Genomic DNA, 24,810 nt, shown 5'->3' on the forward strand with positions numbered 1-24,810 from the left:
GTCTTTAAGCTAGAAGAATCAAAGGATAACTGCCCTAATGCTTATTACATTATTTAATCACCCAATTTAGTAGGTAACTTACTTTGCTATAATTGCCGTATTATAAAATGTCATAGTATTTGTGTAAGAATGAATTTAATCCACTTAGCGTACTCTAAGTGATATCGCATTTTAATTTTTATGGAGTTCGTATGTCAGATAAACCAGAAGCATCAGATGTTCAAAAACGTCCACCTAATAACAATATTCTTTTCGCCGTTATTATTTTAATAGTCGTAGCATGTGCGGCCACCTTCGTATTGCTCACACCAAGTGACGAGCAAGAAACACGCACTGAGGTAGAGCCCGCAGTTAAAGAGCAACCTATGATGGAGCTTAAACCCGAGAATGACCCAGTGGTAGACGCGCCATCTGTAATGCCAGAAAAACCAGCCGAGCTTGAAGTACCAGCACAAAGCCCGAGTGAGCCGGAGCCTGAAGTAGAGCCACTACCAACACTTAACGAAAGTGATGCAGTTGTGGTTGCTAAAATGGATGAGTACCTAAGCGACTCAGTAATGAGCCTAATGGTTACCGACGATGTAATTCGCCGTGGTGTTGTATTTGTAGATAACCTAGCTAAAGGTAAGGTAGCTAAAAAGCACACGCCTGTTGTACAGCCAGAAGAGAAATTTAGCGTTAATGAAGGGGACATCCTCACAATTAACCCTAACAGCTACGAGCGTTATACCCCGTATGTGAAAATATTTACCAGTATGAGTGCAGCGCAAGCCGTTCGTATGTACGAAGAGTACAAGCCACTTATTAATAATGCATACAGTGAAATTGGTTATGGCGATGATGAGTTTAATCAAACGCTAACCGATGCAATCGATTTATTACTTGATACGCCAGAGCCTGAAGGTGACTTGCCGTTACTTCGCGACTCAGTGACGTATCAGTATGCGTTTTCGGAGTGGGAGCAATTACCTGCTGCGCAAAAACAGCTTTTACGTATGGGTCCAGAAAACATGAAAAAAGTAAAAGCAGCACTTCGTAATATAAAAGCGCAGTTAGAGAACAATTAATACGCACTAAAACAGCTAAATACGTCGCGATTGTATATGAAGTATGCAATCGCACTTTCTTTTTAGATTATCCCTTGAATAACAGAGCAAAAGTAGAGATAATCCTTCCCGCGCCAACCAAGGCCCTCAATGGTAGTCTTATTGGTCCTCTCGCAACACTAGCAGGCGAACCTGGTCAGGCCCGGAAGGGAGCAGCCACAGTTTGTGACGTGTGTGCCGAGATGTGGCTGGTAAGACTGCCACCCAAATTCCTCATTTGGGTGTTGTTTGAAGTATAAGTTGACATATTTGTACTAAAAGATTGCATAAACCAGAAGCATAAGATGACATAATTTAGTATTAACCAAATTGTTAAATGGCTCACTCACATTTGCACTTCGGCTTTTTGCCTTTTCCAATAACTTGATAAAGGCTACCACTGACTGTTTTGATTAGCTGGTTCTGAGGTGATATTTCCACTATTCTTGATGTGCTAATATAATCGTTCGTTGCGAATCGGTACGTCATGTCATCGACATAGATATCCCATAAAATTTATCCAATCATTTTCTTCACCATCAAAAATTGAAACTTAACGGTGTTTAAGTCTTAATGAGAAATATCTATTTCTACTAAATTAATCGGAATTTTTTAGCATTAAAAAACTGGCTTTGGTATCAGGAGCTTTTAATTTAAGAAAACCAGTCACTTTATGCCATTTTATGATTCAACTCTATGTCAACTTACGCTTCACTTTTGTCGCTGTGGACCAATAAAACCGAGTTTGGTATGCCAACTTATACTTCAAGCAACATTGGGTGTATATCGCTAACTTCTTAATATTTATATTTTTTCACTAAATTAATCCTTAATACCTAATAGTTTCCAGCTCCTTTTCTCGCTAGACAACTTTTAACTTGTACGCAATAATGTAGCAATTATATTAATTTAACACTGCGTGTTAACAAAGTACTCTAGGGTTGAAGTAATGCCTCAAAGAAGTAAGTGGACACTCGCTGTTTTATTAGGGTTGCTAGGGGGTTTAGTTAACCTCTCGCCGTTATATTTTTTCGACAGTTCTGAGTTTTTATTTGGGCAAGTATTTGTATTATGTAGCTTAGTGTTTATTGGGCTGCGTTATGCGTGCTTAAGCCTTGCGATTGTATCTGGCTTTTTACTTTATAGGTGGGGGCATTGCTGGCCGAGTATTGTTTATTTACTCGAGCTTTTTTGGCTTTACACTTTTTGTTTACGCCGCTCTAAACCCATACTCCCTCTTGGTACTGTTTTTTGGCTGTTAGTTGGTTTACCTATAATTTGGGGAATAGGGCAGTTCCTTATTGGTCTGCCATGGTTAACGCTAGTTGTTGCAATATCAAAGTACCTCATAAATGCGTTAATTAGCTTAGCTTTAGTTGATTTATTTAGTGTATTTGTACCCCACGCCAGCCGTGCCTATCAGGGCAGGCCTCTTGCTCGCATTCTTAGCTATGTTGTAAGCGTTATTATTATATTGGTTATACTGCTTACCAGTGTAATTTTAGTGAACGATCACCACTCTCGGTTAGAGTATGAGGTAGACGCCCAGCTTGAAGAAAAAGCCAAATATATAAGCACTCAATTAAGTGATTATTTAACGTTTCATAAAAATGCCATTGTAATGAGTAGCGACGCCATAAGCGCGGGCACAGATAGTGAGCAGCAGTTAAAAAGGCTAATGAATCTATTTCCAGGGTTTGCTACAAGCTTGTATGCAAACCCTAGCGGCTACGTTGAAATAACGTCGCCTAATAACCTTATAGCGGGGTTAACTAAGGCGCAGCGTAATGTCACTGATCGCGACTACTTTAATCAGGCTAAGCAATATCCTCTCGGTTATAGCGGTGGTGTGTTTCAAGGGCGAGGGCTTGGCAATGAAGCCATTGTTGCGCTGTCGGCACCTATTTATCGTGATGGTGAGTTTTTCGGCGTAGTAGAGGGGTCGTTAAAGCTTGGACGATTAGAGCAGTTTATTCCTAATTTATTTGAAAATACTGGCGAGTTAGTTGTACTGGATGATAAGCAAAAAGTGGTTTTTAGCTCGCTTGAGCAGTTTAAAATATTAACCGACTTTAACGAAGATGGTTTTAATACGCGTAATATGGGCGATAAAAATTTATTTCGCTCCAATAATAATGAGGTTTACCATAGTTCTAGATATGTTAATCCGCAGAGCAAATGGCAAGTAATCACTTTTTATAATCGTAAACATTTGAGTATGGCTGTAGCTAAAGCATGGCTGCCAAGTATTTTGCTAGGCGCTATGCTAATTATTATGGTGGTGCTGTTTGTACGCCAACTTGCAAACTTATTAGTGCAGCCAATTAGTGGTTTAACTAATTTAATGCAAAGCTTTAATAAATCAAAAAAACATACTTTTAATACAGATTCAAGTTGGCAAGAAGTATTGCAACTACAACAGCAGTTTGAAATGCTAGCCACTGCGCTGCAGCATTCAATAGAAAACCTGCAAGCGTCAAATATAAAAAACCAAGACCTAAACAAACAACTCAGTGAGTTTAACCAGCAGCTAGAAAAACAAGTTGCTGAGCAAACTAACAAGCTTAAGCAAGCAGTAGAGCGTGCTAATTTAGCTAATGTGGCTAAATCGCAGTTTTTAGCAAATATGAGTCATGAACTACGCACCCCAATGAACGGTATTTTGGGCATGGGTGAAGTATTGCTGCGTGATAGTTCGTTAACCGACGAGCAAAGAGATCTTTTAGATACGCAACAAAAAAGTGCTCAAAACTTATTAAAAATCTTAAACGATATTTTAGATTTTTCTAAAATTGAGGCTAATGCAATGCAAATTAGCCCGCGCCCAACAAACTTAGCGCCGTTTATCGAAAATATTAAATCGTTGTTTTCACCCATTGTAAGCTCTGACGATGTGCAGTTTATAGTTCAGTGTAGTAACACCTTGCCAGATTGTATTAACGTAGATGATTTACGCTTAAGCCAAGTTATTATTAATTTATTATCTAACGCGTATAAGTTTACTGAGCGCGGGTTTGTGCGTTTATCGTTTGATTACAGTGGCCAGCAATTATTTGTGAGTGTGTCTGATAGCGGCATTGGCATAGAAAAAGATCAGCAATCGTTATTGTTTAGTGAGTTTACTCAAGCTGATGTAGGTGTTGCGCGTAAATATGGCGGTACCGGGCTAGGTTTGGCCATTAGCCAAGGGTTAATTAAAAAAATGCAGGGTGAAATATCTTTAAATAGTGAACCCGGTAAAGGCAGCATGCTTAAGTTTTACATTAATGCGCCTAAAGCTGAGTTTATAGAGCCCACAGCCGCAGTAAAGTCGCAATCAGTACCTGATCTTGGTAGCAAAAAATTACTATTGGTAGAAGACAACCCCATAAACCGCCAAGTAATTGCAAAAATGTTAGAGCCAACTCATATACAACTTACAATGGCTAACGATGGAATTGAAGCGTTAAAAGTGCTTAAGGGTAACACCTTTGACTTAATTTTAATGGATTGCCAAATGCCAAATATGGATGGTTACGAATGTACACAAACAATACGTGCTAACGAAGCAAACACTAAGGCACATGTGCCCATTATTGCAATTACCGCTAATGCCTACGAAGACGATAAACAGCGCTGTTTAAGTGTGGGCATGGACGATTTTGTATCTAAACCTGTAAATACACAAGGTTTGTACGAAGTAATCGCTAGGGTGATAAACGCGCACTAGCTTAGCGTTTATCACCACAACAAATTTTAGATAAAATCGAGCGTAAGTAATAAGCGTTGCTCGTTTGCAGCCACCGCTGGTGAGCGATGTACAAGCCCTGCACCTTCATTTTCATCCCAGTACTCGCCTTTAAGCAGGGCAACATCACCTTGCTTGAGTTGATTAATATTATTTAGGCTTTTAAATAAGCCAGACTCTTCATCGGGTCTACCTAAATTACCAGTACCTAGCTTTGAGCGGTTTACATCGCTGTGATTTAACCACTGCGTAGCAACACCTTGATAGGTAGTAACTAGCCGGCACGGAATTTTGTCTACATGAAAACGCGGGCACATGGGTTTATCTAATATTTTTAGCCTTAAACCGGCGCGTTTTAAATCAAACAGGCAGCAAAACATTTCAACCAACAGTGCGATATCTTCACACAGCGCTTTAACTTCATCGCGGTTATTATCTTCTGGCTTAAGCGTTTTTATTAATTGATCAAACGCATCATCGGGCGATACCGCAAGTTCTAGTGGCTTTAAAGCATTTGCGCTAATGAGAGTATTAACTGCATTTGTTAATGTTTGCTCAAGGTCTCTTTGCCAAATAACAATGTTAGTGTCTTGGTTATAAATTTGTGGCAATACATCGGCGTCACACTCTTTAGCTGCTTTTCGGTACAGCGGTTCCGCAGGCTTTATTTGCGCAGTTATTGGGGCTAGGGCATTCATTACTCTTCCTCCCAAATAGGAAACGGGTCGTTATAGGTTCTCCAAAAGTCCTTACCCTTAAGTACCGCATCTTCTGGTAGTAGGCAGTCATCAAGCGCTTTAATCATCGGTTGTTTATTTAATGATTGACCAATAAACACAAGCTCTTGGCGCATGTCACCAAAGGGTTCTACCCATTTATTATTTATGTCAGCAAGCAGCTCAGGCTCTGTAGGCCAGTCTTTTTGGGGGATGGCTTTAAAAAACATACCAGCAAATCCGTAATGAGCTATACCGCCTGCTTGGCTCCACTGCGCGCAAAATAAAGGGCGTGTTGCTAACCAAAAATAACCTTTTGAGCGAATAAGTTTGCCAAATTGTTCGGTGCTATGAAGAAAGTTATAAAACTTTTCTGGGTCAAATGGGCGGCGCGCAGTGTAATTAAAGCTGCTAATTCCATACTCTTCAGTCTCGGGAATATGTTCACCACGCATTTCTTTAAGCCACCCCGGTGCTTGTTGGGCACGTTCAAAATTAAATAAACCCGTGTTTAGCACTTCGTTAATATTAATATGGCCGTTTGAAATAGGAATAATGTTAGCTTGAGTATTAAGCGTATTTAAAATGGCAGTGAGTTTATTTAATTCATCGTTTGTAATTAAATCAGTTTTACTAATTAAGATTACATCGGCAAATTCAACTTGGTCAACAAGTAGGTCGGCTACGCTTCGCTCGTCGTCTTCTTCTAACGATTCGCCAGTATCTTGTAAATCATTTGCTTGTTCGTAGTCGTTTAAAAAGTTAACGGCATCAACCACCGTTACCATAGTATCAAGGGTGGCAATATCACCCAGTGATACGCCATTTTCATCGGCAAATGTGAAGGTTTCGGCTACAGGTAATGGCTCAGAAATACCGGTTGATTCAATAACGAGGTAATCAAAACGCCCATCTTTGGCAAGTTTGCCCACTTCAACAAGTAAGTCTTCTCGTAGGGTGCAGCAAATACAACCGTTGCTCATTTCAACGAGCTTTTCGTTACTGTGATTGAGCGATACATCGTTTTTAATAGTGGCTGCATCGATATTTATATCGCTCATATCGTTAACTATAACAGCCACTTTTTTACCTTGCCTGTTATTAAGAATATGGCTAAGTACAGTGGTTTTACCAGCCCCCAAAAAACCTGATAACACTGTGACGGGCAGTTTATTTATCATTTAATAATCTTACTAAATTACAATTAAAGGTATGTTATATTATATCAATTTTGTATTCCAGTAATGCTAATTAATTTTTTTAATGCTGAGCTGCAAATTTAGTGTGTTACTCAAAAACTCTTCATTCGAAAAATAAGGATGAGTATGAAATTATTTACATTGCACATGTTAATGATAGTCGTTATCATTCGCAGTGTTTTATAAACCTCTTCTTTGGATCAATATGTTTAACCAAAAATATTTGGCGCTCAGTATTGCTGCGTCTTTTTCTGCTTTTTCTAATGTGGCATTTGCCGAGCAAAATAACGATATTGAAAAAATAGAAGTAACTGGCCGTGCCCAGCAATTTTACCTAGAAACCGAAAGTAAAATTGGTACTAAAACGGATTTAGATCTTATTAAATTACCGCAATCTGCGCAGGTATTAACCGAGCAACTTATTATTGACCAAGCCGCGCGCGACATTACCGATTTATACCGCTCAATTGCGGGTGTGAGTGAATACAGCTACTCAGGTGTAACTTTTCGTGGTTTTAGAGATGACGCCAATGTATTTTATGATGGTGTGCGTGGCGACCCATATTCGGGCTTTGGTGTACCGCAGTTATTTAATGTTGAACGTGTTGAAGTATTAAAAGGGCCTGCCTCTGCTTTGTATGGCGGTGGCGAACCTGGTGGGATGATTAATTACGTAACCAAAAAGCCAAGCTACACACAAAAACGCGAACTAAAGCTTACTTTGGGTAACTACAACACCCGTGGTGCATCACTTGATATGACCGGCGGTTTAAGCGATACAATGGCTTATAGATTGGGTGGTTACTATGAAGAGCAAGACAGCTTTCGTAACAATGCAGACTCAAAAAACACCGAGCTGACAGGCGGATTGTTATTTGATTTAACAGATTCAACAACCTTAACCACAAGTGTTGACTACATTAAACAAGACCTAGGCGGAAACCGCTTACGTGGCGTACCGGTAGATGACAACGGTAACTTTTTAGTTGACCCAAGTTATAACGCGAATGAGTCGTTTGATTATCAAAATATGGAAGCTTTGGTGCTTCAAGCAGAACTTAGCCATTATTTTAATGATGATTTTTCGTTAAGTACTACGTTTCGTTACATGGATAACGAGCGAGACCAAGCCTACCATGAGTCGCAAAGCTGGGTAGATGTAAACGGTGATGGCGTTGCCAATATTGACGATGAAACGATTAAGCGTGAATACCGTAAGCAATTTCGTGCCAATAAAGAGGCAAGTGTAACCACCGACTTTGTTTATAACTTTGGACAAGGACAATTAACCCATCAGTTTTTATTTGGTGGTGATTACCACACCGTTGATACCGAATATGACTACTTTCGCGCCCGATATGAGGCCGATGGCGTCGCTAATTTAAATATTTTTAATTTAAACTACGGTGAAACCGATCCAGGTACTTATAACCTTACCGACATGAACCGCGATGGCGTAGATACCGACCGATTTGGTGTATACGCGCAAGACGTAATTAGCATAGGCGAGCAGTGGACAATAATTGCAGGTTTGCGCTATGACCATTTTAAAGAGTTTAATCAAGAAACAGGTTTTAGTTACTCAGATAACGATATAACGCCGCGCGTTGCTGTTACTTATCAGCCAGTAGAAAACACATCGGTATATATTAATTACTCAGAGAGCTTTAACCCTACATCATCAGCCGACCAAGAAGATGTAGAAGGCGAAGGTAATTTAGAACCAGAAACCGGTAAGCAAACCGAGCTGGGTATGAAAAACCAATGGCTCGATGGCAAAATAATGAGCACCTTTGCAATTTACCAAATTAATAAAGAAAACGTGGTAATGAGCAACCCTGACGATACGGGAGCGGGGGATGGCATTGCTGCACTTTTAAATATAGGTGAAGTAGAAAGCCGAGGATTTGAAACAACTTTAGTCGGTGATTTATCAGCGCACTGGACCGTAACGGCTAACTACGCTTACAACGATACGCAAGTGGTAGACGGCGTAACGGGTGATACGCTTTCAAATACATTTGGAGATGGTTCGCGCTTTGCTAATGCACCACGCCACCAGGCAGGTTTATGGACTCGCTACGCTATTGATTCAATTGACTCATCAATTGCCTTTGGTGCAAATTACGTAAGTGAGCAACTGAGTACCAGTGGCCAAAAAGTAAAACCATTTACTGTATTTGATATGAGCTGGACGAGTCGCTTTGACGACGTATTGCTGAGTGTAAATATTAATAATCTGTTTGATAAAGAATACGCGGTAAGTGGATTTAGTGAGCGAAACGGCCACTTTCCTGGCAGCCCTCGTGAAATTATTGGGCAAATAACTTACAAGTTTTAATACTTATTAGCGCGAGAGTTACTCGCGCTTTTTTTTAAGTGTCGCCTTGCACCTTTTTATCACTATTAAATTTAGCGGCTTCTTGAGTAGTGTTAATAGCCGTAATAGGGAAGGGGATTACAATACCTTCTTTTTTATAGCGTTTATGCAGGGCTTTTATAAAAGCAGATTTTACCCAAAAGCGATTAAAGTATTCTTTAGCTCTAAGCATCACCGTAAAGTTAATGCTTGATCTATCAAAGGTATGAAAAACCACAAAGGTATTGTAATCATCAACACCCCATTCGTGTGAAATAAGTATTTCACGAGCCACTTCAAGTGTTACTTGTTCAACAAATTCTAAATCTGAATCGTAATGCACACTTATATCAACAGGCACGCTTAGCTCTTTTTCAGGGTAAAAGTAATTAATAATACGCGATTTAGATAATTGGCTATTAGGTATAATAATCATATTGTTAGGTAGCATTTTAACCCATGTAGATCGCCAGCCTATATGATCAACAAAGCCTTGCTCCTTAGATTCAAGCTCAATAAAATCACCCACCCTTATAGGTTTATCTATTACTAGCTGCACGCCAGAAAAAAAGTTTTCGAGGGTAGGTTGCAAAGCAAGAGCAACAGCCAGTGATGTAATACCTAACGAGGCAATAATGGGCGTAATAGAAATACCTAACGTGCCCATTAATACCAGTAATCCCACTGACGATAATGTAACGCGTATCACGCCTTTAATTATGCTTTTTGAATTAAAAACCACGGCAGATTGTTTACCATAGTAATTAATAGTGCCAATAATAAAGCGGTCTAAAAACATAATAAGTGCAAGCAGCGCTAATACAATATTAATGCTATTAAAAGGGATCTGTTGAGAAATAGAAGTACTAATAATGAAAGTGTCGTGCTCTAAAATGGTGAGTAGCACAATAATTGTGCACAGTGTTAGCGGCTTAGATATTGACTCTATTAGTAAAGTATCGAATATAAATTTGGTTTTTGAAGTCCATTTTTTTAGCCAGTACATTACAAAAAAACGAATTAAAAACAGTAGTATAGCTATAAGTAAAAGGGAAGACGCTGCGCCTAACCAAGGTGTGCTGTTAGAAAATTCCAGCGCTTTATTTAGCATAACTTAAACCTGTTCAATATAGTTTTATATATATTGCAGCAAGTTATGTACCTTTGTTTGGGTAAAGTAGCTGCCGAGTTTAGTCGGCAGCAAATATTATACTTTTTTGGCTAACCACATACCGCCTAGCACGGCTGCAAAAAACAATAAAAACTCCATTTTAAGAGATGCTAATTGAACCAAGCCCGGGCCTGGGCATATACCACTTAAACCCCAGCCTAAACCAAAAAGTACCGAGCCGATAATTAAGCGTGCATCAATTTTTTTTAAATCACTTAAATTAAACGTTCCTGAAAGAAGTGGCTTTTCTTTTGTTGCAACCCATAACCATGTAAGCATCATTATTAGCATGGCAACAGCCATCACTATAATTAAACTTGCGTCCCATTGGTTTCCATAGGTAAGAAAGTTAATCACTTTAGCGGGGTTTGTCATCCCGCTAATAATAAGTCCTAAGCCAAATATAAAGCCTATAACAACCATCATAATTGCTTTCATTATTTATCCTACAAGGTTTGCTGTAATGAAGGCGACAAGCATAAATGTGCATGTTGCAACCCAAGAGCGAGTAGAAAAGCGCGACATGCCGCACACACCATGGCCACTTGTGCACCCATTAGCTAACGTTGTACCAGCGCCAACTAAAAGCCCTGCAACAACAATAAGCCAAGGTGGTAATTGCAATTCGCCTTCTAATAAAGATGGCGCAAATACCCTTACAGCCACTCCTGCCAACAACAACCCTAAAATAAAGTATAACTGCCAACGAGAGTCTGAATTTGCTTTAGCGAATACAGATTTAACAATGCCTGATATACCCGCAATTTTTCCGTATAAAACCAGTAATAACGTACACGCTATACCTATTAATGCCCCGCCTATTGCAGCCGATACTGGGGTGAATTCTGTTATCATTTTTAAATTTCCCAAACAATAGAAGCGCCTAAACCGGTTTGTTTCATTTCGATTGATAATTGTTGATTAGGCGCTAAGTAGTTAGCATCCGTTACTTTTTTTGCTGGCGATTAATATCATCGCTTTTAAAAATTACATAGATTCGAGCGTTTTACCACGTGTTTCTTTTATGTATTTAACAACAAAAAATATGCTTATAAGTGCCGATAATGCATAAAAGCCATAAGCACCGGCAAGGCCAATGTTGGCAAGCATAATAGGGAAGGTCATGGTAATGGCAAAGTTAGCAATCCATTGTGCGCTAGCTGCAACAGCAAGCGCTGCACCACGAATACGATTATTAAACATTTCGCCTAATAATACCCATACAACAGGGCCCCAACTTAAGCCAAAAAATACCACAAATAAGTTAGCCATAATCAGTGCAAACGTACCCATGTTATCGCTAAGGGCAAGTTTGCCTGCTACATCAAGGCCTGCACTACCAAATATATAAGTAAGCGCGCTTAAGCTAATAAACATACCAATACTGCCTACTAATAGCAGTGGTTTACGGCCAATTTTGTCAACTAGGGCAATGGCAATAAAGGTTGATACAATATTCGTGGTGCCTGCGAGTACATTTATAAATAACGATTGCGACTCATCAAACCCAGCGGCTTGCCAAAGCTCTGAGCCGTAATAAAACACCACGTTAATCCCCACAAATTGCTGAAATACACTCAGCGCAACACCCACCCAAACAATTGGGTGTACTTTTTTACTGTTATCAATAAATAAATCGCGAATACTTGGCTTTGTATCGCTATGCAATGAGCGTTTAACATCGTTTATTTGCGCATCAACATTGTCGTTCGATATTTTACTAAATACCGATTTTGCATCATCCACTTTACCTTGCGCCACTAAATAACGAGGTGACTCTGGAATAAACAAAACACCGATTAAAAACAACACAGCAGGCACAAGCTCAGCCCAAAACATCCAGCGCCAAGCGGCTATATCAAGCATTAAAATATTTTGCGCGCTGCCTGCTGCATCAGCAATTAAGTAGTTACTTAAAAAAGCAGCAAATAAACCCAATACAATAGCGAGTTGTTGTAATGTAGCTAAACGGCCACGTAGTGCTGGTGGCGCAACTTCTGCAATATAAGCTGGCGCTAATACTGATGCAGCACCAATACCTAAACCACCAAATAAACGGTAAAAAATAAACTCCGCAGAGCTTTCGCTAATGCCCGACCCAAATGCACTAATGGCAAAAATAATCGCGGTGATGATCATAATTGCACGGCGACCAAATTTATCAGCCAGCGGTCCTGCAGCAAGCGCACCTAAGGCACAGCCAAGTAACACAGAAGCTACATTAAAGCCCGTAGCCACACTGCTTGAATTAAATGCATTACCGAGTGCCGACACTGTGCCGTTAATAACGCCTGAGTCAAAACCAAATAAAAAGCCACCAATAGCAGCCACGGCCGATATAAAAATCACGTAAATAATAGAGGTGTTTTCAGCTGTGTTGGCTGAGTGGGAAGGCGGTGTGTGCGTTGTCATTATATGCCCTGAAAGTTAATTTAAATTCAAAGGAGCATAATATCGTAAAGCGCTATGGCTGAATACATTTGTGCAGGTATAAAGGGTTCGGCGAGTATAAATTAAGTTGTTTTTAAAGGTATTAGCTTAAAGGCGTTAGGCTCAATACTTTGAAATTAAGTAGCGAATTTTAAATAACAAAAACTAAATTTCAATAAATAATATGCACTTTATGGAAAGTGCCTGTTGGAACAATATTACTGATCTGTACCTTTAAGTGTGCTTTTGCAATTACATAAATTGATTGGAAGTTAGGTAATTGTTTACAAGTGATTATTTGGTGGTTAAGGTAAATGCATTGAATATAGGAACATTGTCGGTTTATAAAACGACAAATATCGTAGCTAAAGTTGTTAGTAAGCAATTGTACATGGAGTGTAAATGCCTAGAGTTGATAAAAGGGTCCTATTATTAGATTTCTTCCGAGAGAAAGAGAAAGATGGAAGATCTTTTACTTTTCAAGAAGCAGCTGAAAAAACAGGTTATAGCCCTAAGAGCGTTAATAAATATATATCCGAAAAGCTAAAAGGAAAATTTATATTTAAATCTGAAAAAGGTGGCTGGGTTTCTGAGGGATGTTCTCAGCTATCAAATGACGATTTTGTCCGTTTAATGTCACAAAGTACGGCTGCAAAAGTACTAACGCCAGATGAGAAAATTTATCAAAAGCTAATAAAACGTAGCCTTGATGCATTTACACTTGCTTTAGAAGTTTATAATCGCCCAAGCTTAAGTAATCGAGTTGTAGCTTTTGCTATTATGATGGTTAATTCTTGGGAGTTATTTTTAAAAGCTGAAGTTTTAGATTCTTTAGGTCGTGAGAAGGTTTTTTATTCCAATGGTAAAAGTATTAGTATCTCAGATGCTTTACCGCTGCGATTACAAAATAATGACCCCGTAAAAAAGAACATTGAAACATTAATTCAGCTAAGAGATCATGCTACTCATCTTCTTATACCTGAATTACAACCTCAACTATCACGACTTTTCCAAGCTAATGTTTTAAATTACCAAGAACGTTATAAAAATCAAATGGGCAATTCCTCACTATCGGGACAAAGTGTGGGAATGTTGAGTTTGGTCATTGATGGACCAGAACCTGAAATAGGCGTTATAAAAGAATCATATGGTGAATTAACGGCCAAAGAAGTTTTAACTTTTTTAAAACAGTTTGAAGAAACTAGTAAAGATGTTGATTCTGATAAATATACAATATCAATCGATTATAAGCTTAAGTTATCTAAAAAAACGGATGAAGCTGATCTCACTTTGAGTACAGGTGTAGACGGGCAACAGGCAGTGATAATCACTACAGCAAAAGACCTGAATGCTACTCACCCGTATACTACTAATTCTGCAATCGAGCAAATCAACCGAGATCAGTCAGAGTTAAAAGTTACGTCTTACTCGTTTCAAGCAGTACTTTTTAAGCATAAAATTAAGGCAAATAACAACTCTGAATATCACAACTACACAGATATCCATCGATATTCTGCTAAATTTGTAAACTGGTTTGTAAATAATCTAGTTAAACAAAACAACTGGTTAAAGAGTGCTGTTGATTCATATAAGAAACGGTGAAGTTGCTCGTTTCTCGCTGGAACCCCAAAACTGCGTGGCGATTTAGTTTTGGTGCTTCGCCAAACTATAACCAAATTGGCGCTAAGTTTTGGTTGCCCATAAGCGGGCTTTACGTGTTTAGGAGTGAAATTTGACTTTTATATGTATTGGTATAGTAACTTTGATTCTTACTTACTACGCTCAAATCAAAGCCGGTGATAAGTGGAACAATTTTTTAGTTTACGTATTTTCTGGTTCAACGTATTTTTGTGCTTATATTTTAATCGACATTGAGGCTGATGTGTTCGACATTGTTTATAGTATTTTTTCGATATTTTTTATATTTTCAACGTTATTTATTACTTTGCTAATAAAACCCGATAAGTCTAGATAAATATTATTGATATAACACATAACAAATAGTTAAGCGTTATCAACCGCTAACCCATAACTAGCTTAAAAGTATTTTTAGCACTATTCATAGTGCTAAATCCTCCCCAATCACTGCCTACCCCCTCAAAGTTCTCAAAGTACTCTTTTTGTAGCTCTATAGTCAGTGCTTTAGGGCGAATGCCTTGTACTAGGCTGTATACTTCTTCTTTTGTGTAACCTGCCGAATTTAAAATAAGCGCAGCGACCAACCCTGTGCGGCCTGTACCGCCTTTGCAATGTATGGCAATGGTTTGTTTGTGTTGTATGGCCTGTAATATGTCGGTTTTGTGGGTGTTCCAGCTTGATGTAAAAGGCTGTTTGGGTGCTTCGTCGTCATTTATAGGTAAATGAAACCAGGTTATATCGTGCTTATTGCACTCACTATTAATTGTTTCTACGTTGTTTTTTTCAAGTTCTTTTAGCGGCATAAGCGAAAGCAGCATGTGAGTGCCAGCCGCTTTTAATGTGGCGATTGAATCCGCTAAGTTTTGTGTTTTTGTGCCAGGGCAAGGCGTAAAAATAATATTTGCGCCGTTATTGAGTGGTAAAACATCGTACGGATGCGCGCTCATGGTAAGTCCTTTATTTTTAATGAATTTGCTTTAATAAGCTCACTATAGCGTGTTTTAGTTACAAGTTTAAGATTGAATAATAAGCACAAATGCTAGATACTGTTTTTATATACAGTCATGGCGATATTATGAAAAAAGAATTACCAGCAAAATACTATTTAGCGCATTTTAGAGAGCTTATTGAGTTTGTAACTAGTAAATGTATGCATTTACTTGAGCCCAAGCACCGCGAATTTATTAGTAAAATTAATCAGCTAGATGAGCAAAGCCAGTGCATGTTGGCGCGTGTGTACTCGCGAAAGCCTTATTTAGTGCAGGCGCAATCGCTTAATTATGAAGAAATAACATCGCCGCATCAGGCTATTTATGCGCTAAAAAAAGCGGGCATTTTATTTGAGCCAAACGAGCAGCATTACCAGCAGCTTTTAGCGCACTTAACTAAGCCTTCTTTGGTTGAGTTACTAAGTAACTACCCAGAGCAAATAAGCTTTAAAAAGAGCACCGCTAAAGGCGCGCTGGTGGATATTGCGCGTGAGTTTTTTAAAGCATGCCCACAAGAGCTTGCGCCACTTTATAGCCAGTATGTAATTAACAACCGCAGTGATTACTACGAGTATTTTGAGTTTTTATTTGCAGGCAAACTAAGCAGTGGTGATGTGAATCATCAAAACCGTTTTGTAATGCGAGACTTAGGCTTAACCGCTACGCGCGAAGGACACAGCGAGAGCTTGTCGCGCTTTGAAACACTTGACGAAGCGCAATCAAACTATTTATTAAACCGTTACCGGTTAGCATTTAAAAATATTACAGATGAGAGCGACTATGTTGCTTTAGCGTCGCAGGTTTTGGTGCAAGCTGCACATGGTGCAATAGCCGTTGTATTAAAAAACAAACTATTAGTTAGGCTTTATAGGCAGCTAAAAACAGTTGATAGCGAACTTGCTTTTAGTTTACTTGAAGGGTGTGTGGATGATAGCGAAGCACAAGAAATTCAAATAAGAGAGCAATACAGGCTTGGCAATAAAGAGTGGGTAAAAGCACGATTAGAAGCCATTATCGAAAACCCCCTTACTGATGATTTACTTTATTTTGCTGACGATTTTTTAATGCGTAAGTTTAATAAAAAAACACGTTCGCGTTTAAGTGCCATGCTTGCCGACACTCAGTGCGTGCTAGAAATAGATGAACTATACCGAGGTGAAGTAGAGCAGGGCGTAAACGATTATTATACTCGCCAAGGTATGGCTGTATTTAATACCGAAAACACGCTTTGGCAAAGTTTGTTTGGTTTAGTATTTTGGCATGAGTTATTTGTGGAGTCGCCTTATCCGCCATGCAATGAGTTTGATATTTATCCGCAAGTATTAAGGCTTGGTAATTTTTATGAAGCGCAGCAAACACAGATAAACGAGCGCTTAGCTCAGTGCCAAACGTCGCAAGCATTACTTAATTTAGTGTGCAAACATGCAGCGCAATACTTTGATCAGCCCAATGGCTTATTTAGATGGCGCAGCAATTTATTAGAGCCACTAGAAGCGCTTATTTTAAACAGCCCACTTGAGGCACTAATTGCGCACTTAACGGCTATGAGTAAACATTATTTACAGCTAAAAGACGGCTACCCCGATTTAATGGTTATTAATAATGGCCAAGTACATTTTGAAGAAGTAAAAGCTCCAGGCGATAAGCTTAGGCGCAACCAATTAACCACCATAGATAATTTAAAAAATGTGGGCTTTACAGTACATATTGCCGCAGTTAAGTGGTTTGTAGACCCAAACCGTGTTTACAGCGTAGTTGATATAGAAACCACGGGCGGCTTAAAAGGCGGTAACCGAATTACCGAAATTGGCATAGTTAAAGTGCAGCACGGTAAAGTCATTGATACTTGGACAAGCTTAGTTAACCCCGAGCGCCATATACCTGGCTTTATTACGTCATTAACCGGTATTAGCGACAGTATGGTTTACAACGCGCCTGTATTTGTCGATATAGTTAAGCCGCTATTAGATATACTCGCAGGCAGTATTTTTGTAGCCCATAACGTTAATTTTGACTACGGCTTTATTAAAAAAGAATGCGAGATGGCAGGGCACTTTTTTAAAATGCCAAAAATGTGCACCGTGGTTGAATCGCGCAAAGCGTTTAAAGGCTTAAAGTCGTATTCGCTTGGTAACCTTAGCAAGCATTTTAATTTGAATTTAACCAGCCATCACCGCGCGTTGGCCGATGCAACGGCTACTGCTGAGCTGTTATTGCTGATACAAAATAGTGAAACGCTAACGCCGTAGGGTATTAGCTTACCTTTAAGTATTTGAAATTTAGGTAGTAAGTGGTTTTATTGTAATTTTTTAATTTATTTTGGAATAAAGTGTTTTTGTAAATCGTCTTCTTTATGTCAATCCGACAAACTAGAGGACAAAACAATGACTAAATTAAATAAAATTGTAAGCGTAATGATGTTAAGCGGTGTGTGTATTTTTACAGGTGCAGTGCACGCCGCTGATATTGAAATATCTCAGTCAACGTCGGCGCAGCAACAAACATCTACATCTATTGCGCTTTCACAAAACGGTTTAACCGCCAGTGGTAGCAACGAGTCAGACGTATCTAACGATACACAAGTAACGGCTGATGATTCGCAAAACACAGATTCAACAGCAAATAACACGCAAACTCCAGCGCAAGAAAGCAGCGAGACCACAGAGCCTGCAAATTCATTAGTTGCATCTGCCAGCCCATCTTTAAATAACTCATTGAACGCATCGTCTTTAAATGCCACAGGCAATACCACAGTCAATACAGCACTTGATGCAACAGCGCAGTTAACCTCATCGGCGGGTAATTTAACGACTGCAGTGAACCAATCGTCATTACTTTCTGTTACCTCTGAACAAGGCACTCAGCCTGACACTACTGATACACCAACAGATGCCTCTTTACTTTCAAATGTGAGTAGCGCAACCGATTCAGTAACACAAGCTGATGCAGCGAGTGCGCTTAATGCGGGTGAGCTTACAAACCAATTAGCAATTACTAATACGGCTGCAAACTCAGTGAGTTCTGCACTGCAGTTAGGTGATGCAATTAATACCAGTAATGAAGTTGTAAGTAGTGTTCAGCAATCTTTAATTGCCAGTGTGCAAGATAGTACGGTTAGCAGTTTACAAAGCACGGTACAACAAAGTGTTAGCGGGCAGGTGAGTGCAGCGGTTACTGATCAAATTAGTAACGATGTAGCACTTAGCACCGCAAGTGAAGTAGTAACCAACATTACTAACGACTTAGACCTAGGCCTTTAATACGCCGCGTGTTTGCACAAATGCCGAATAGGGAAACCTATTCGGCCTGTTGGAGAATAAATATGAAAGCAGTTATAACCGCCACATTGTGTGTTTTTAGTGCCCAAGCGGTGCTTGCACAAACCAACCACGTTAAAACACCTGAGCAAAATAAACCCTTTAAAAATAGCTTTGAGCTAAATGCAGATGCTGAAGTTGGGGTATTAAGTAACTCGGCGCTTTCTGTTCAGGAGCTTGATGATATTTCGTCGCAAAGCGACAGCGGCATAAAAACCGCAGCCGGTGTTAATGCAAAATGGCAATTAACCAAAGGCGCTAAATTAACCTCAAGCTATCGGTTTGAACAACAAGACTACGATGAATTTGATCAATACGATTTAGACCTTCATCAATATGGTTTAGATGGCAGCTACAGCTTTAATAGCCATGAGGTAGGAGTTCGTTACGATGGCGCAAAAGCAAATGTAGATGGCGATACATTTTTACATTTTAATCAAGCTAGTGCTTACTATGGTCATTTTTTAAACCCGCATACGTATTTACGTATGAGCATAAAAACCAAAGCTAAACGTTTTGCTACTGCAAAAGCACGTAATGCCGATGGCATAGGTGCCGATGTAGCGCTTTATCATTTTATAAATAATGGCCAAACCATGCTAATGGCAGCGCTAAGTGCCGATAAAGAAAACGCCGACGACAACCAATACGACTTTAACGGTTACGGCTTTACTACTAAAGTTACGCACAAATTTACGGCCTTTAATGTGGCTAACAAAGTAGGGGCTGGCTGGCGTTATCAAAATAAAGATTACGATGAGCAAACAACGGATGATTTTTTTGAGCAAATACCGTCGCGAGATGAGCACCGAAATGTAGTTAATGCGTTTTATAACCTAGCTGTGTTTGAGCACGTAACACTAATAGCCGAGGCTGAATATGGCGATTATCAATCAAAGCTTAGTAGCAATACCTATACTCAGTCGGTTTTATCGGCGTCAGTTAAAGTGCACTTTTAGGTGGGTAAATGGCGCCATAACCAAAGGTGGCGTCTTTGCCTTGCTCGCCTAAATCGACGGCCAGCGATGTAAGTTCGTTAAGTGCTTTGGTTTTATTATTACCATGTTTTAACAATAAACAACTTAATGCCGCGCTTACATGCGGCGCCGCCATTGACGTACCCGACTCCCTCCCAAATTTTCCATTGCCTTGGCTTGTAACAACATTTACACCAAGGGCTGCAAAGTCTATGTAATCGCCTTTATTTGACCATCTATAAATGTGGTTTTTTGAATCAATAGCACTTACCGCTATCACGCTTTTATACGCGCCTGGGTATAACGGCTGCGACGCCGGACCTTGATTACCCGCAGCTGCTACAATTAAACCATTTTGTTTTATTGCTGCAGTAATACTTGCTTCTAAAATTGCGTTATTTGGCCCCGTTAGGCTCATATTTATTACGGGTATTTTATTACTAACTAGCCAGTTAAGTGCCTCTACTATGGCAAATAAAGTAGCCCCTTGTGCATATTCAGATTGCCTATAAAACACCTCGGCACTGTAGAGCTTGGCACTGCCTAAAAGCGGGTTAAGTTTTGCGCCTTTACCTGTAATTAGCCCTGCAATGGCGGTGCCGTGTAAATTTGGCGAGCTTAACCCTTGTGGTAAAAAGCTTTGCGAGGTGATATTGGTGCCTTTAAAAGCACTGTGTTTGGTATTAATGGCGCTGTCGATCATGCCAATTTTTACGCTTTGTGTGCAGTAAGGCGCAATAGGCTTATTTTGCGTTACTTTTGCGGTAGGCTCGCCTGTTTGCGCTTGGTATATGTGGTTTCGGTCAAGTATTGCAGACTCATCTAAGTTAAGCGCTTTTAATAACTCACTTTTAGAATTAACACCTTGGGGTACGTTAAAGCGCACTAAGCTCATGTTAAGTGCGTTGTAATTTTTTACCGACACAATCGTTATATTTTGCTGCTTTAGGGTATTAAGTTGTTGGCTATTTGCCATCAATAACCATTGGCGCTCTATTGCTCTAAAACCGTTTTCTAGCTCTACTTCAACAAATGCGGTGTTTTGGCTATTTATATTAATGTTAAGCACATTGGGTAAATTGCTAATTGGCTCACTTATTTGCGCTTTTAGTTCATCAATCGATATTTGTGGAACAGGCACCGGAAGCGGCACGCGTTGTGCCCGCTCTATAGTTTGCTCAATACGCTGCTCTATTGGGTTTAGCTGCCCAAGTACCTGATCGACTTTTACTATATTGGCTGAGCTCGTTGTGCTAAATATGCAAAGCGAGGCAGCTATTATGTGTTTAACGCGGACTTTTTTCATGTTCATACTGGGTTACTTCTATTAAATTTATCATGCTGGTTAGTTAACGTTTAACACATAGAAAAATTTCATTATTCAAATTATTTTGACTATTTGGGAATAAATGTTTTTTTGAATCGTCTTCTTTATAAAAGGGGTAAAAATCAATGAACGAAACATTAAAAACCTTATTGCCCATGCTTAGGCGTTTTGCCTATTCGCTAACGGGTAGTAAAGCAGATGCAGACGATGTAGTGCAAATAACAATTGAAAAACTATTAGTAAAAGGCATTCCGGATGACGTTGAGCCTGCTAAATGGGCGTTTAAAATTTGCCGCAATGTGTGGATAGACGAATACCGCTCACGCAAGGTAAGGCAAAATACGGCTCAGGCCGATATATTACCAGAGCCAATAACAAGTAATGAGCACCAAACACTCGAAAACAAACAAATGCTTAAAAATGTAAATACAGCACTTGGGCAATTACCCGAAGAGCAACGCGCCATAGTATCGCTGGTGGCAGTGCAGGGCATGGCTTATAAAGAGGTAGCACATACACTCGATATACCTATAGGCAGTGTAATGAGTAAATTATCGCGCGCACGCAGTACACTTTATAATTTAATAAAACCCGACTTTAAAAAGGAGCAAGTATGAACATTAACGACGAAACACTTAGCGCCTTTTTAGACTCAGAACTAAGCGAGCACGAAATGGAGCAAGTGCGTAAAGCCCTTGAAACCGATGATGAGCTAGTAATGCGACTTGCAGAATTTAGCGAAGTAGACATGTTAGTAAAAGAGCACGCAGCAAGTATTGACGACGCACCACTTAGTGACTCATTAGCTAAAACGGTTGCAAAGCTTGATACAGCAACGACAAAAAACACGTTAAACAGTAATGTAGTAACCTTAACGCCTTGGCAAAAGGTTAAGCAATCGGCTAATAAAAGTTTAGCAATAGCAGCAAGCGTTGCTGTGGTATTTGGTATTGCAATGACGAGCTATTTACAACCCAATGAGTCGCAAAATTTAGTAGCCAGTAACATAGCCACAGCACTTAATACACAGCTAAGTAGTGGTGAGTATAAGCAAAGTGATGGCTCACTATTTAGTGCACAGCTTAGTTTTAAAAATCAGCAAGATGAGCTTTGTAGGCAGTATGCACTAAGCTCAAATAATACAACGCAAACAAGCATTGCTTGTAAAACGCAAAGCGGTTGGCAAATTAAAGCGCAAACAGCTACGCAGCAAAGTAACAGTGGCGCGCAATATCAAACGGCGTCTAATAACAGTGAGTTAGATGCTGTTATAGATAGCATGATCAGCGGCGCACCACTCGATAGAGCGCAAGAGCAGCAAGCAATTAGCGCTAAGTGGCAGTTAAACAAATAATAATGTGTATAAAACGAGGTGAACTATGAAAACATCTATTTTAATTATCAGTATTTTACTTATGGCGGGCTGTGCATCTAAACCTGATTACCGCGCCGCAAATAATGGCTCACAAGGTTACAGCGAGCAAAAAATTAGCGACGATCAATACCGAGTAGAGTTTAAAAGCGTATCAAATAATGTAGCCGATGCCGGTGACTATGCATTATTGCGCGCGGCTGAGCTTACACAAGCACAAGGCTACGACTGGTTTGTTGTAACCAACAAAGAAACCTTTGTTGAGTCTAAATCGCAAGCTCCCGCGTCATCTATTAGTGCATCACAAAGCCAGCAATATGAGCGAAACTGTGGTTTATTAACCTGCGAAACTCGTGCACGCCCAACAAGCAGCGTAGGCGTACAGGTAAGTAACAATGATAAACGCAAAGAAGTGCACACCTTAATTGATATTAAAATGGGCAAAGGGATAAAACCAAGCGACAATAGTTTTAGCGCCCAAGACTTAATTGAAAACTTAAGCAAAAAGGCGGAAAAGTAAGCTTTTTTGGTAAAAGCGCTTGATATAAGCACTTAGCTTGTTTTAGCTAAGTGCTTTTTTCGTGGTAAAAATCCAGTAACCAGCATAGTGCCCACAATGACAAATAATGCGCCTAATAATGTATTTGGCCCAACTTGCTCATCTAAAATTAAATGCCCCCAAAAAATGCCAAATAGCGGAATTAAAAAAGTGACTGTTAACGCCGAGGTAGGGCCTATATCTTCGATTAATTTAAAAAGTAAAATATAAGCAAGTGCGGTGCACATTACTCCTAATACGAGTACACCTAGCATAACGTTGGTGCTTGGTATTTCTCGTATTGGCATAAATAAGATAAGCGGTAATACCATAAAGCTTGAAGCCCACATTGAGCCATGGGCGTTATCGAATGGGGGCAGTTTAGGCGCGTTTTTAGTGTAATGCGATGCAATGGCATAGCAAAGTGATGCGCTTAATGCTGCTACTATGGCCAAAATTGATTGGCTATTTAACACAAAATGATTTTGCCCAACCAAAATAACTACGCCAATTAAACCCAGCAGTAAACCAATCACCATACTTTTATTGGGCTTTGTTTTTGTCCATAAAATTCCAACAACAACACCCCATATTGGTGTTGTAGAATTTAAAATTGAGAGTGTGGAAGCGCTAATAGTTTGGGCTGCGTAAGCAAAAAATAAAAACGGCAGAGCAGAATTAAACGCACCTATAATAAAAAAGTGTTTTTTATGTTGGACAAACGCTAAGCTGCGTTTTAAGTACAGCGCCACAATAAAGAGGGTGAGTGCGGCAAAGCCAACTCTAAATTCTATTAACACCGCTGGGCCTAAGCTGTTAGCTGCCATTCGCATAAATAAAAATGACGCGCCCCAAATTGCAGCCAGAAAAAATAACCGAAGTAAACTTGCTAAGCTCATGATAGTATTTTAATTATACAAATAGGATTACACAATAGCAGGCTTTGCAAAGAGTGTAAGCCAGATTCGGTACTCGCATATAAAAATAATAAGGGACTAGTTATGGCTAAATGTATATCGGTTGCAGCAATTTTGGCTGTAGGTTTATTAGGTGGGTGTGGGTCGACCCCTGTTAGCCTATACAGCGACAATACAATGAAGAAAAAAGAATACAATGGTATTAAAGCGTATAAAAAGGGTCTGTACGAGCAAGCTTTTTATGATTTAAAAGAGCCGGCAGCACTTGGCTATAAAAGTGCACAATACACGTTGGCATTCATGTTTTTAAAAGGCCAATACTTGGAGCAATCTACTAAACTCGGAATGGGCTGGCTAGGTGTTGCAAAAGAAGCGGGGGTTGAGAATTGGTCTGCGCAATACGATGCATTTTACAGTGCAGCGACTACGCAGCAAAAACAACAAATAGACGAAACAGTTGAGTTGTATATAACGCAATTTGGCGTTAAAGCACAAAATATGACCTGTCGGCGTTCAGCTTCGCCTAGGCGTACATTTGGTGAAGTTAAAATTGATTGCACTAAGCACGAAGGTAGCGTTACCGAGCACGACATACAAATAATAGAATAGAGTTATGACTTTTCTAACTTCTTTTCAAAGTCGCTTTTAACTATTTCAAGTGCTTTAAGTACTTCTTCTGGAGCAACATCGTGTTGCTCTAGTATCATAATTAAATCTACTGCAAGTTTAATATGTGTAGGGGCTTGATCAAGTGGGCTTGTCATTTAACTCTTTCTTTTTTGATATTTGGCTGATGGCAACATTTATTGCTGTTTGTACACGTTGTTCCATATGTATGCGTTCTGATTGCGGTAAATAAAACGCCATATCTACATCGTAGCGAATATATCGTGGCGGGAGCTGATTTAGTACCGTACAACAAAAGTCAGCCATTACATCTTCATCATATTTTTCATCAAGTTTAAGTTTGATAACTTCCTCGACTACAATCTTTTCGTAATAGTTGTGTATATCTTCGTGTAATCGCATATTCCCACCGCTTTAAAAT

General features: G+C 39.5%; 22 protein-coding genes and 1 other RNA gene. 12 read left to right on the forward strand and 11 right to left on the reverse strand.

What is annotated here, in order from left to right; all coding sequences use genetic code 11:
* Window positions 1–191 precede the first annotated feature (191 nt).
* From H5087_RS10905 to H5087_RS10915, 3 genes are all read left to right on the forward strand, one after another.
* Window positions 192–1,067, forward strand: a complete 876-nt coding sequence (locus H5087_RS10905; RefSeq protein WP_182672026.1) for a DUF3014 domain-containing protein — start codon at window positions 192–194, stop codon at window positions 1,065–1,067.
* 139 nt (window positions 1,068–1,206) lie between these two features.
* Window positions 1,207–1,303, forward strand: an RNA gene (gene ffs / locus H5087_RS10910) — signal recognition particle sRNA small type.
* A gap of 731 nt (window positions 1,304–2,034) precedes the next feature.
* Window positions 2,035–4,794: a response regulator gene (locus tag H5087_RS10915; protein ID WP_182672027.1), complete on the forward strand. Its 2,760-nt coding sequence runs from the start codon at window positions 2,035–2,037 to the stop codon at window positions 4,792–4,794.
* Between the two features lie 26 nt (window positions 4,795–4,820).
* Here the strand turns inward: H5087_RS10915 and H5087_RS10920 are convergent, their stop codons facing one another.
* Together H5087_RS10920 and zigA are read right to left on the reverse strand one after the other, a co-directional pair.
* Complete coding sequence (locus tag H5087_RS10920) at window positions 4,821–5,510, reverse strand: DUF1826 domain-containing protein (protein ID WP_154903567.1); 690 nt, start codon at window positions 5,508–5,510, stop codon at window positions 4,821–4,823.
* Window positions 5,510–6,709 carry a zinc metallochaperone GTPase ZigA gene (zigA, locus tag H5087_RS10925; RefSeq protein ID WP_182672028.1) on the reverse strand — a complete coding sequence of 400 codons (1,200 nt, stop codon included), beginning with the start codon at window positions 6,707–6,709 and terminating at the stop codon, window positions 5,510–5,512. The genes H5087_RS10920 and zigA overlap by 1 nt, the downstream gene beginning before the upstream one ends.
* 223 nt (window positions 6,710–6,932) lie before the next feature.
* On the opposite strand from zigA, the gene H5087_RS10930 reads away from it, so the two are divergent.
* On the forward strand, window positions 6,933–9,068 hold the full coding sequence (locus H5087_RS10930; RefSeq protein ID WP_182672029.1) for a TonB-dependent siderophore receptor: 2,136 nt from the start codon (window positions 6,933–6,935) through the stop codon (window positions 9,066–9,068).
* A 34-nt stretch (window positions 9,069–9,102) separates the two neighbouring features.
* Here the strand turns inward: H5087_RS10930 and H5087_RS10935 are convergent, their stop codons facing one another.
* From H5087_RS10935 to H5087_RS10950, 4 genes are all read right to left on the reverse strand, one after another.
* Entirely contained in the window at window positions 9,103–10,197 is a 1,095-nt protein-coding gene (locus H5087_RS10935) for a mechanosensitive ion channel family protein (RefSeq protein WP_182672030.1), read from the reverse strand.
* A gap of 96 nt (window positions 10,198–10,293) precedes the next feature.
* Window positions 10,294–10,695: a DUF6691 family protein gene (locus tag H5087_RS10940; protein ID WP_182672031.1), complete on the reverse strand. Its 402-nt coding sequence runs from the start codon at window positions 10,693–10,695 to the stop codon at window positions 10,294–10,296.
* A 3-nt stretch (window positions 10,696–10,698) separates the two neighbouring features.
* A complete protein-coding gene (locus H5087_RS10945; RefSeq protein WP_021032090.1) occupies window positions 10,699–11,112 on the reverse strand; it encodes a YeeE/YedE family protein in 414 nt (137 codons plus the stop codon).
* Window positions 11,113–11,244: 132 nt separating this feature from the next.
* Entirely contained in the window at window positions 11,245–12,669 is a 1,425-nt protein-coding gene (locus H5087_RS10950; protein WP_182672032.1) for a sugar porter family MFS transporter, read from the reverse strand.
* 420 nt (window positions 12,670–13,089) lie between these two features.
* Between H5087_RS10950 and H5087_RS10955 the strand changes: the two genes are divergently transcribed.
* Window positions 13,090–14,289 carry a DUF3644 domain-containing protein gene (locus H5087_RS10955; protein WP_182672033.1) on the forward strand — a complete coding sequence of 400 codons (1,200 nt, stop codon included), beginning with the start codon at window positions 13,090–13,092 and terminating at the stop codon, window positions 14,287–14,289.
* Window positions 14,290–14,708: 419 nt separating this feature from the next.
* Here H5087_RS10955 and H5087_RS10960 read toward each other — a convergent pair whose 3' ends face one another.
* Entirely contained in the window at window positions 14,709–15,272 is a 564-nt protein-coding gene (locus H5087_RS10960; RefSeq protein ID WP_259397765.1) for a dual specificity protein phosphatase family protein, read from the reverse strand.
* Between the two features lie 89 nt (window positions 15,273–15,361).
* Here H5087_RS10960 and H5087_RS10965 point away from each other — a divergent pair, with 89 nt between their 5' ends.
* The 3 genes from H5087_RS10965 (at window position 15,362) to H5087_RS10975 (ending at window position 19,590) form a co-directional block, all read left to right on the forward strand.
* A complete protein-coding gene (locus H5087_RS10965; protein ID WP_182672034.1) occupies window positions 15,362–17,563 on the forward strand; it encodes an exonuclease domain-containing protein in 2,202 nt (733 codons plus the stop codon).
* 135 nt (window positions 17,564–17,698) lie between these two features.
* Window positions 17,699–18,574: a hypothetical protein gene (locus H5087_RS10970; protein ID WP_182672035.1), complete on the forward strand. Its 876-nt coding sequence runs from the start codon at window positions 17,699–17,701 to the stop codon at window positions 18,572–18,574.
* A gap of 62 nt (window positions 18,575–18,636) precedes the next feature.
* On the forward strand, window positions 18,637–19,590 hold the full coding sequence (locus H5087_RS10975; protein ID WP_182672036.1) for a surface lipoprotein assembly modifier: 954 nt from the start codon (window positions 18,637–18,639) through the stop codon (window positions 19,588–19,590).
* Here the strand turns inward: H5087_RS10975 and H5087_RS10980 are convergent.
* Window positions 19,574–20,920: a S8 family serine peptidase gene (locus H5087_RS10980; protein WP_182672037.1), complete on the reverse strand. Its 1,347-nt coding sequence runs from the start codon at window positions 20,918–20,920 to the stop codon at window positions 19,574–19,576. The genes H5087_RS10975 and H5087_RS10980 overlap by 17 nt on opposite strands.
* Window positions 20,921–21,060: 140 nt before the next feature.
* On the opposite strand from H5087_RS10980, the gene H5087_RS10985 reads away from it, so the two are divergent.
* From H5087_RS10985 to H5087_RS10995, 3 genes are read left to right on the forward strand one after another with little or no spacing between them, the layout of a single operon-like run.
* Window positions 21,061–21,552, forward strand: a complete 492-nt coding sequence (locus tag H5087_RS10985) for an RNA polymerase sigma factor (RefSeq protein ID WP_006793586.1) — start codon at window positions 21,061–21,063, stop codon at window positions 21,550–21,552.
* A complete protein-coding gene (locus H5087_RS10990; RefSeq protein ID WP_182672038.1) occupies window positions 21,549–22,289 on the forward strand; it encodes an anti-sigma factor in 741 nt (246 codons plus the stop codon). Before H5087_RS10985 ends, H5087_RS10990 begins: the two co-directional genes overlap by 4 nt.
* Window positions 22,290–22,314: 25 nt before the next feature.
* Window positions 22,315–22,827 carry a CC0125/CC1285 family lipoprotein gene (locus H5087_RS10995; RefSeq protein WP_182672039.1) on the forward strand — a complete coding sequence of 171 codons (513 nt, stop codon included), beginning with the start codon at window positions 22,315–22,317 and terminating at the stop codon, window positions 22,825–22,827.
* Window positions 22,828–22,859: 32 nt separating this feature from the next.
* Here H5087_RS10995 and H5087_RS11000 read toward each other — a convergent pair whose 3' ends face one another.
* Window positions 22,860–23,744, reverse strand: a complete 885-nt coding sequence (locus tag H5087_RS11000) for a DMT family transporter (RefSeq protein WP_182672040.1) — start codon at window positions 23,742–23,744, stop codon at window positions 22,860–22,862.
* A 102-nt stretch (window positions 23,745–23,846) separates the two neighbouring features.
* On the opposite strand from H5087_RS11000, the gene H5087_RS11005 reads away from it, so the two are divergent.
* Complete coding sequence (locus H5087_RS11005) at window positions 23,847–24,371, forward strand: sel1 repeat family protein (protein ID WP_182672041.1); 525 nt, start codon at window positions 23,847–23,849, stop codon at window positions 24,369–24,371.
* 2 nt (window positions 24,372–24,373) lie between these two features.
* Here H5087_RS11005 and H5087_RS11010 read toward each other — a convergent pair whose 3' ends face one another.
* Window positions 24,374–24,526, reverse strand: coding sequence for a DUF2496 domain-containing protein (locus tag H5087_RS11010; RefSeq protein WP_076915489.1), 153 nt, complete (start codon window positions 24,524–24,526; stop codon window positions 24,374–24,376).
* Window positions 24,510–24,791: a late competence development ComFB family protein gene (locus H5087_RS11015; protein WP_166420264.1), complete on the reverse strand. Its 282-nt coding sequence runs from the start codon at window positions 24,789–24,791 to the stop codon at window positions 24,510–24,512. The genes H5087_RS11010 and H5087_RS11015 overlap by 17 nt, the downstream gene beginning before the upstream one ends.
* Between the last annotated feature and the right edge of the window lie 19 nt (window positions 24,792–24,810).

Source organism: Pseudoalteromonas sp. SR43-7 (assembly GCF_014163785.1).
In the GTDB taxonomy this organism is placed as follows: Bacteria; Pseudomonadota; Gammaproteobacteria; order Enterobacterales; family Alteromonadaceae; genus Pseudoalteromonas; species Pseudoalteromonas distincta.

Bases quoted from the DNA above. Each gene is read 5' to 3' on its own strand.
- H5087_RS10905 (WP_182672026.1), top strand. From the start codon at position 192: ATGTCAGATAAACCAGAAGCATCAGATGTTCAAAAACGTCCACCTAAT.
- H5087_RS10915 (WP_182672027.1), top strand. From the start codon at position 2,035: ATGCCTCAAAGAAGTAAGTGGACACTCGCTGTTTTATTAGGGTTGCTA.
- H5087_RS10920 (WP_154903567.1), bottom strand. From the start codon at position 5,510: ATGAATGCCCTAGCCCCAATAACTGCGCAAATAAAGCCTGCGGAACCG.
- zigA (WP_182672028.1), bottom strand. From the start codon at position 6,709: ATGATAAATAAACTGCCCGTCACAGTGTTATCAGGTTTTTTGGGGGCT.
- H5087_RS10930 (WP_182672029.1), top strand. From the start codon at position 6,933: ATGTTTAACCAAAAATATTTGGCGCTCAGTATTGCTGCGTCTTTTTCT.
- H5087_RS10935 (WP_182672030.1), bottom strand. From the start codon at position 10,197: ATGCTAAATAAAGCGCTGGAATTTTCTAACAGCACACCTTGGTTAGGC.
- H5087_RS10940 (WP_182672031.1), bottom strand. From the start codon at position 10,695: ATGAAAGCAATTATGATGGTTGTTATAGGCTTTATATTTGGCTTAGGA.
- H5087_RS10945 (WP_021032090.1), bottom strand. From the start codon at position 11,112: ATGATAACAGAATTCACCCCAGTATCGGCTGCAATAGGCGGGGCATTA.
- H5087_RS10950 (WP_182672032.1), bottom strand. From the start codon at position 12,669: ATGACAACGCACACACCGCCTTCCCACTCAGCCAACACAGCTGAAAAC.
- H5087_RS10955 (WP_182672033.1), top strand. From the start codon at position 13,090: ATGCCTAGAGTTGATAAAAGGGTCCTATTATTAGATTTCTTCCGAGAG.
- H5087_RS10960 (WP_259397765.1), bottom strand. From the start codon at position 15,272: ATGAGCGCGCATCCGTACGATGTTTTACCACTCAATAACGGCGCAAAT.
- H5087_RS10965 (WP_182672034.1), top strand. From the start codon at position 15,362: ATGCTAGATACTGTTTTTATATACAGTCATGGCGATATTATGAAAAAA.
- H5087_RS10970 (WP_182672035.1), top strand. From the start codon at position 17,699: ATGACTAAATTAAATAAAATTGTAAGCGTAATGATGTTAAGCGGTGTG.
- H5087_RS10975 (WP_182672036.1), top strand. From the start codon at position 18,637: ATGAAAGCAGTTATAACCGCCACATTGTGTGTTTTTAGTGCCCAAGCG.
- H5087_RS10980 (WP_182672037.1), bottom strand. From the start codon at position 20,920: ATGAACATGAAAAAAGTCCGCGTTAAACACATAATAGCTGCCTCGCTT.
- H5087_RS10985 (WP_006793586.1), top strand. From the start codon at position 21,061: ATGAACGAAACATTAAAAACCTTATTGCCCATGCTTAGGCGTTTTGCC.
- H5087_RS10990 (WP_182672038.1), top strand. From the start codon at position 21,549: ATGAACATTAACGACGAAACACTTAGCGCCTTTTTAGACTCAGAACTA.
- H5087_RS10995 (WP_182672039.1), top strand. From the start codon at position 22,315: ATGAAAACATCTATTTTAATTATCAGTATTTTACTTATGGCGGGCTGT.
- H5087_RS11000 (WP_182672040.1), bottom strand. From the start codon at position 23,744: ATGAGCTTAGCAAGTTTACTTCGGTTATTTTTTCTGGCTGCAATTTGG.
- H5087_RS11005 (WP_182672041.1), top strand. From the start codon at position 23,847: ATGGCTAAATGTATATCGGTTGCAGCAATTTTGGCTGTAGGTTTATTA.
- H5087_RS11010 (WP_076915489.1), bottom strand. From the start codon at position 24,526: ATGACAAGCCCACTTGATCAAGCCCCTACACATATTAAACTTGCAGTA.
- H5087_RS11015 (WP_166420264.1), bottom strand. From the start codon at position 24,791: ATGCGATTACACGAAGATATACACAACTATTACGAAAAGATTGTAGTC.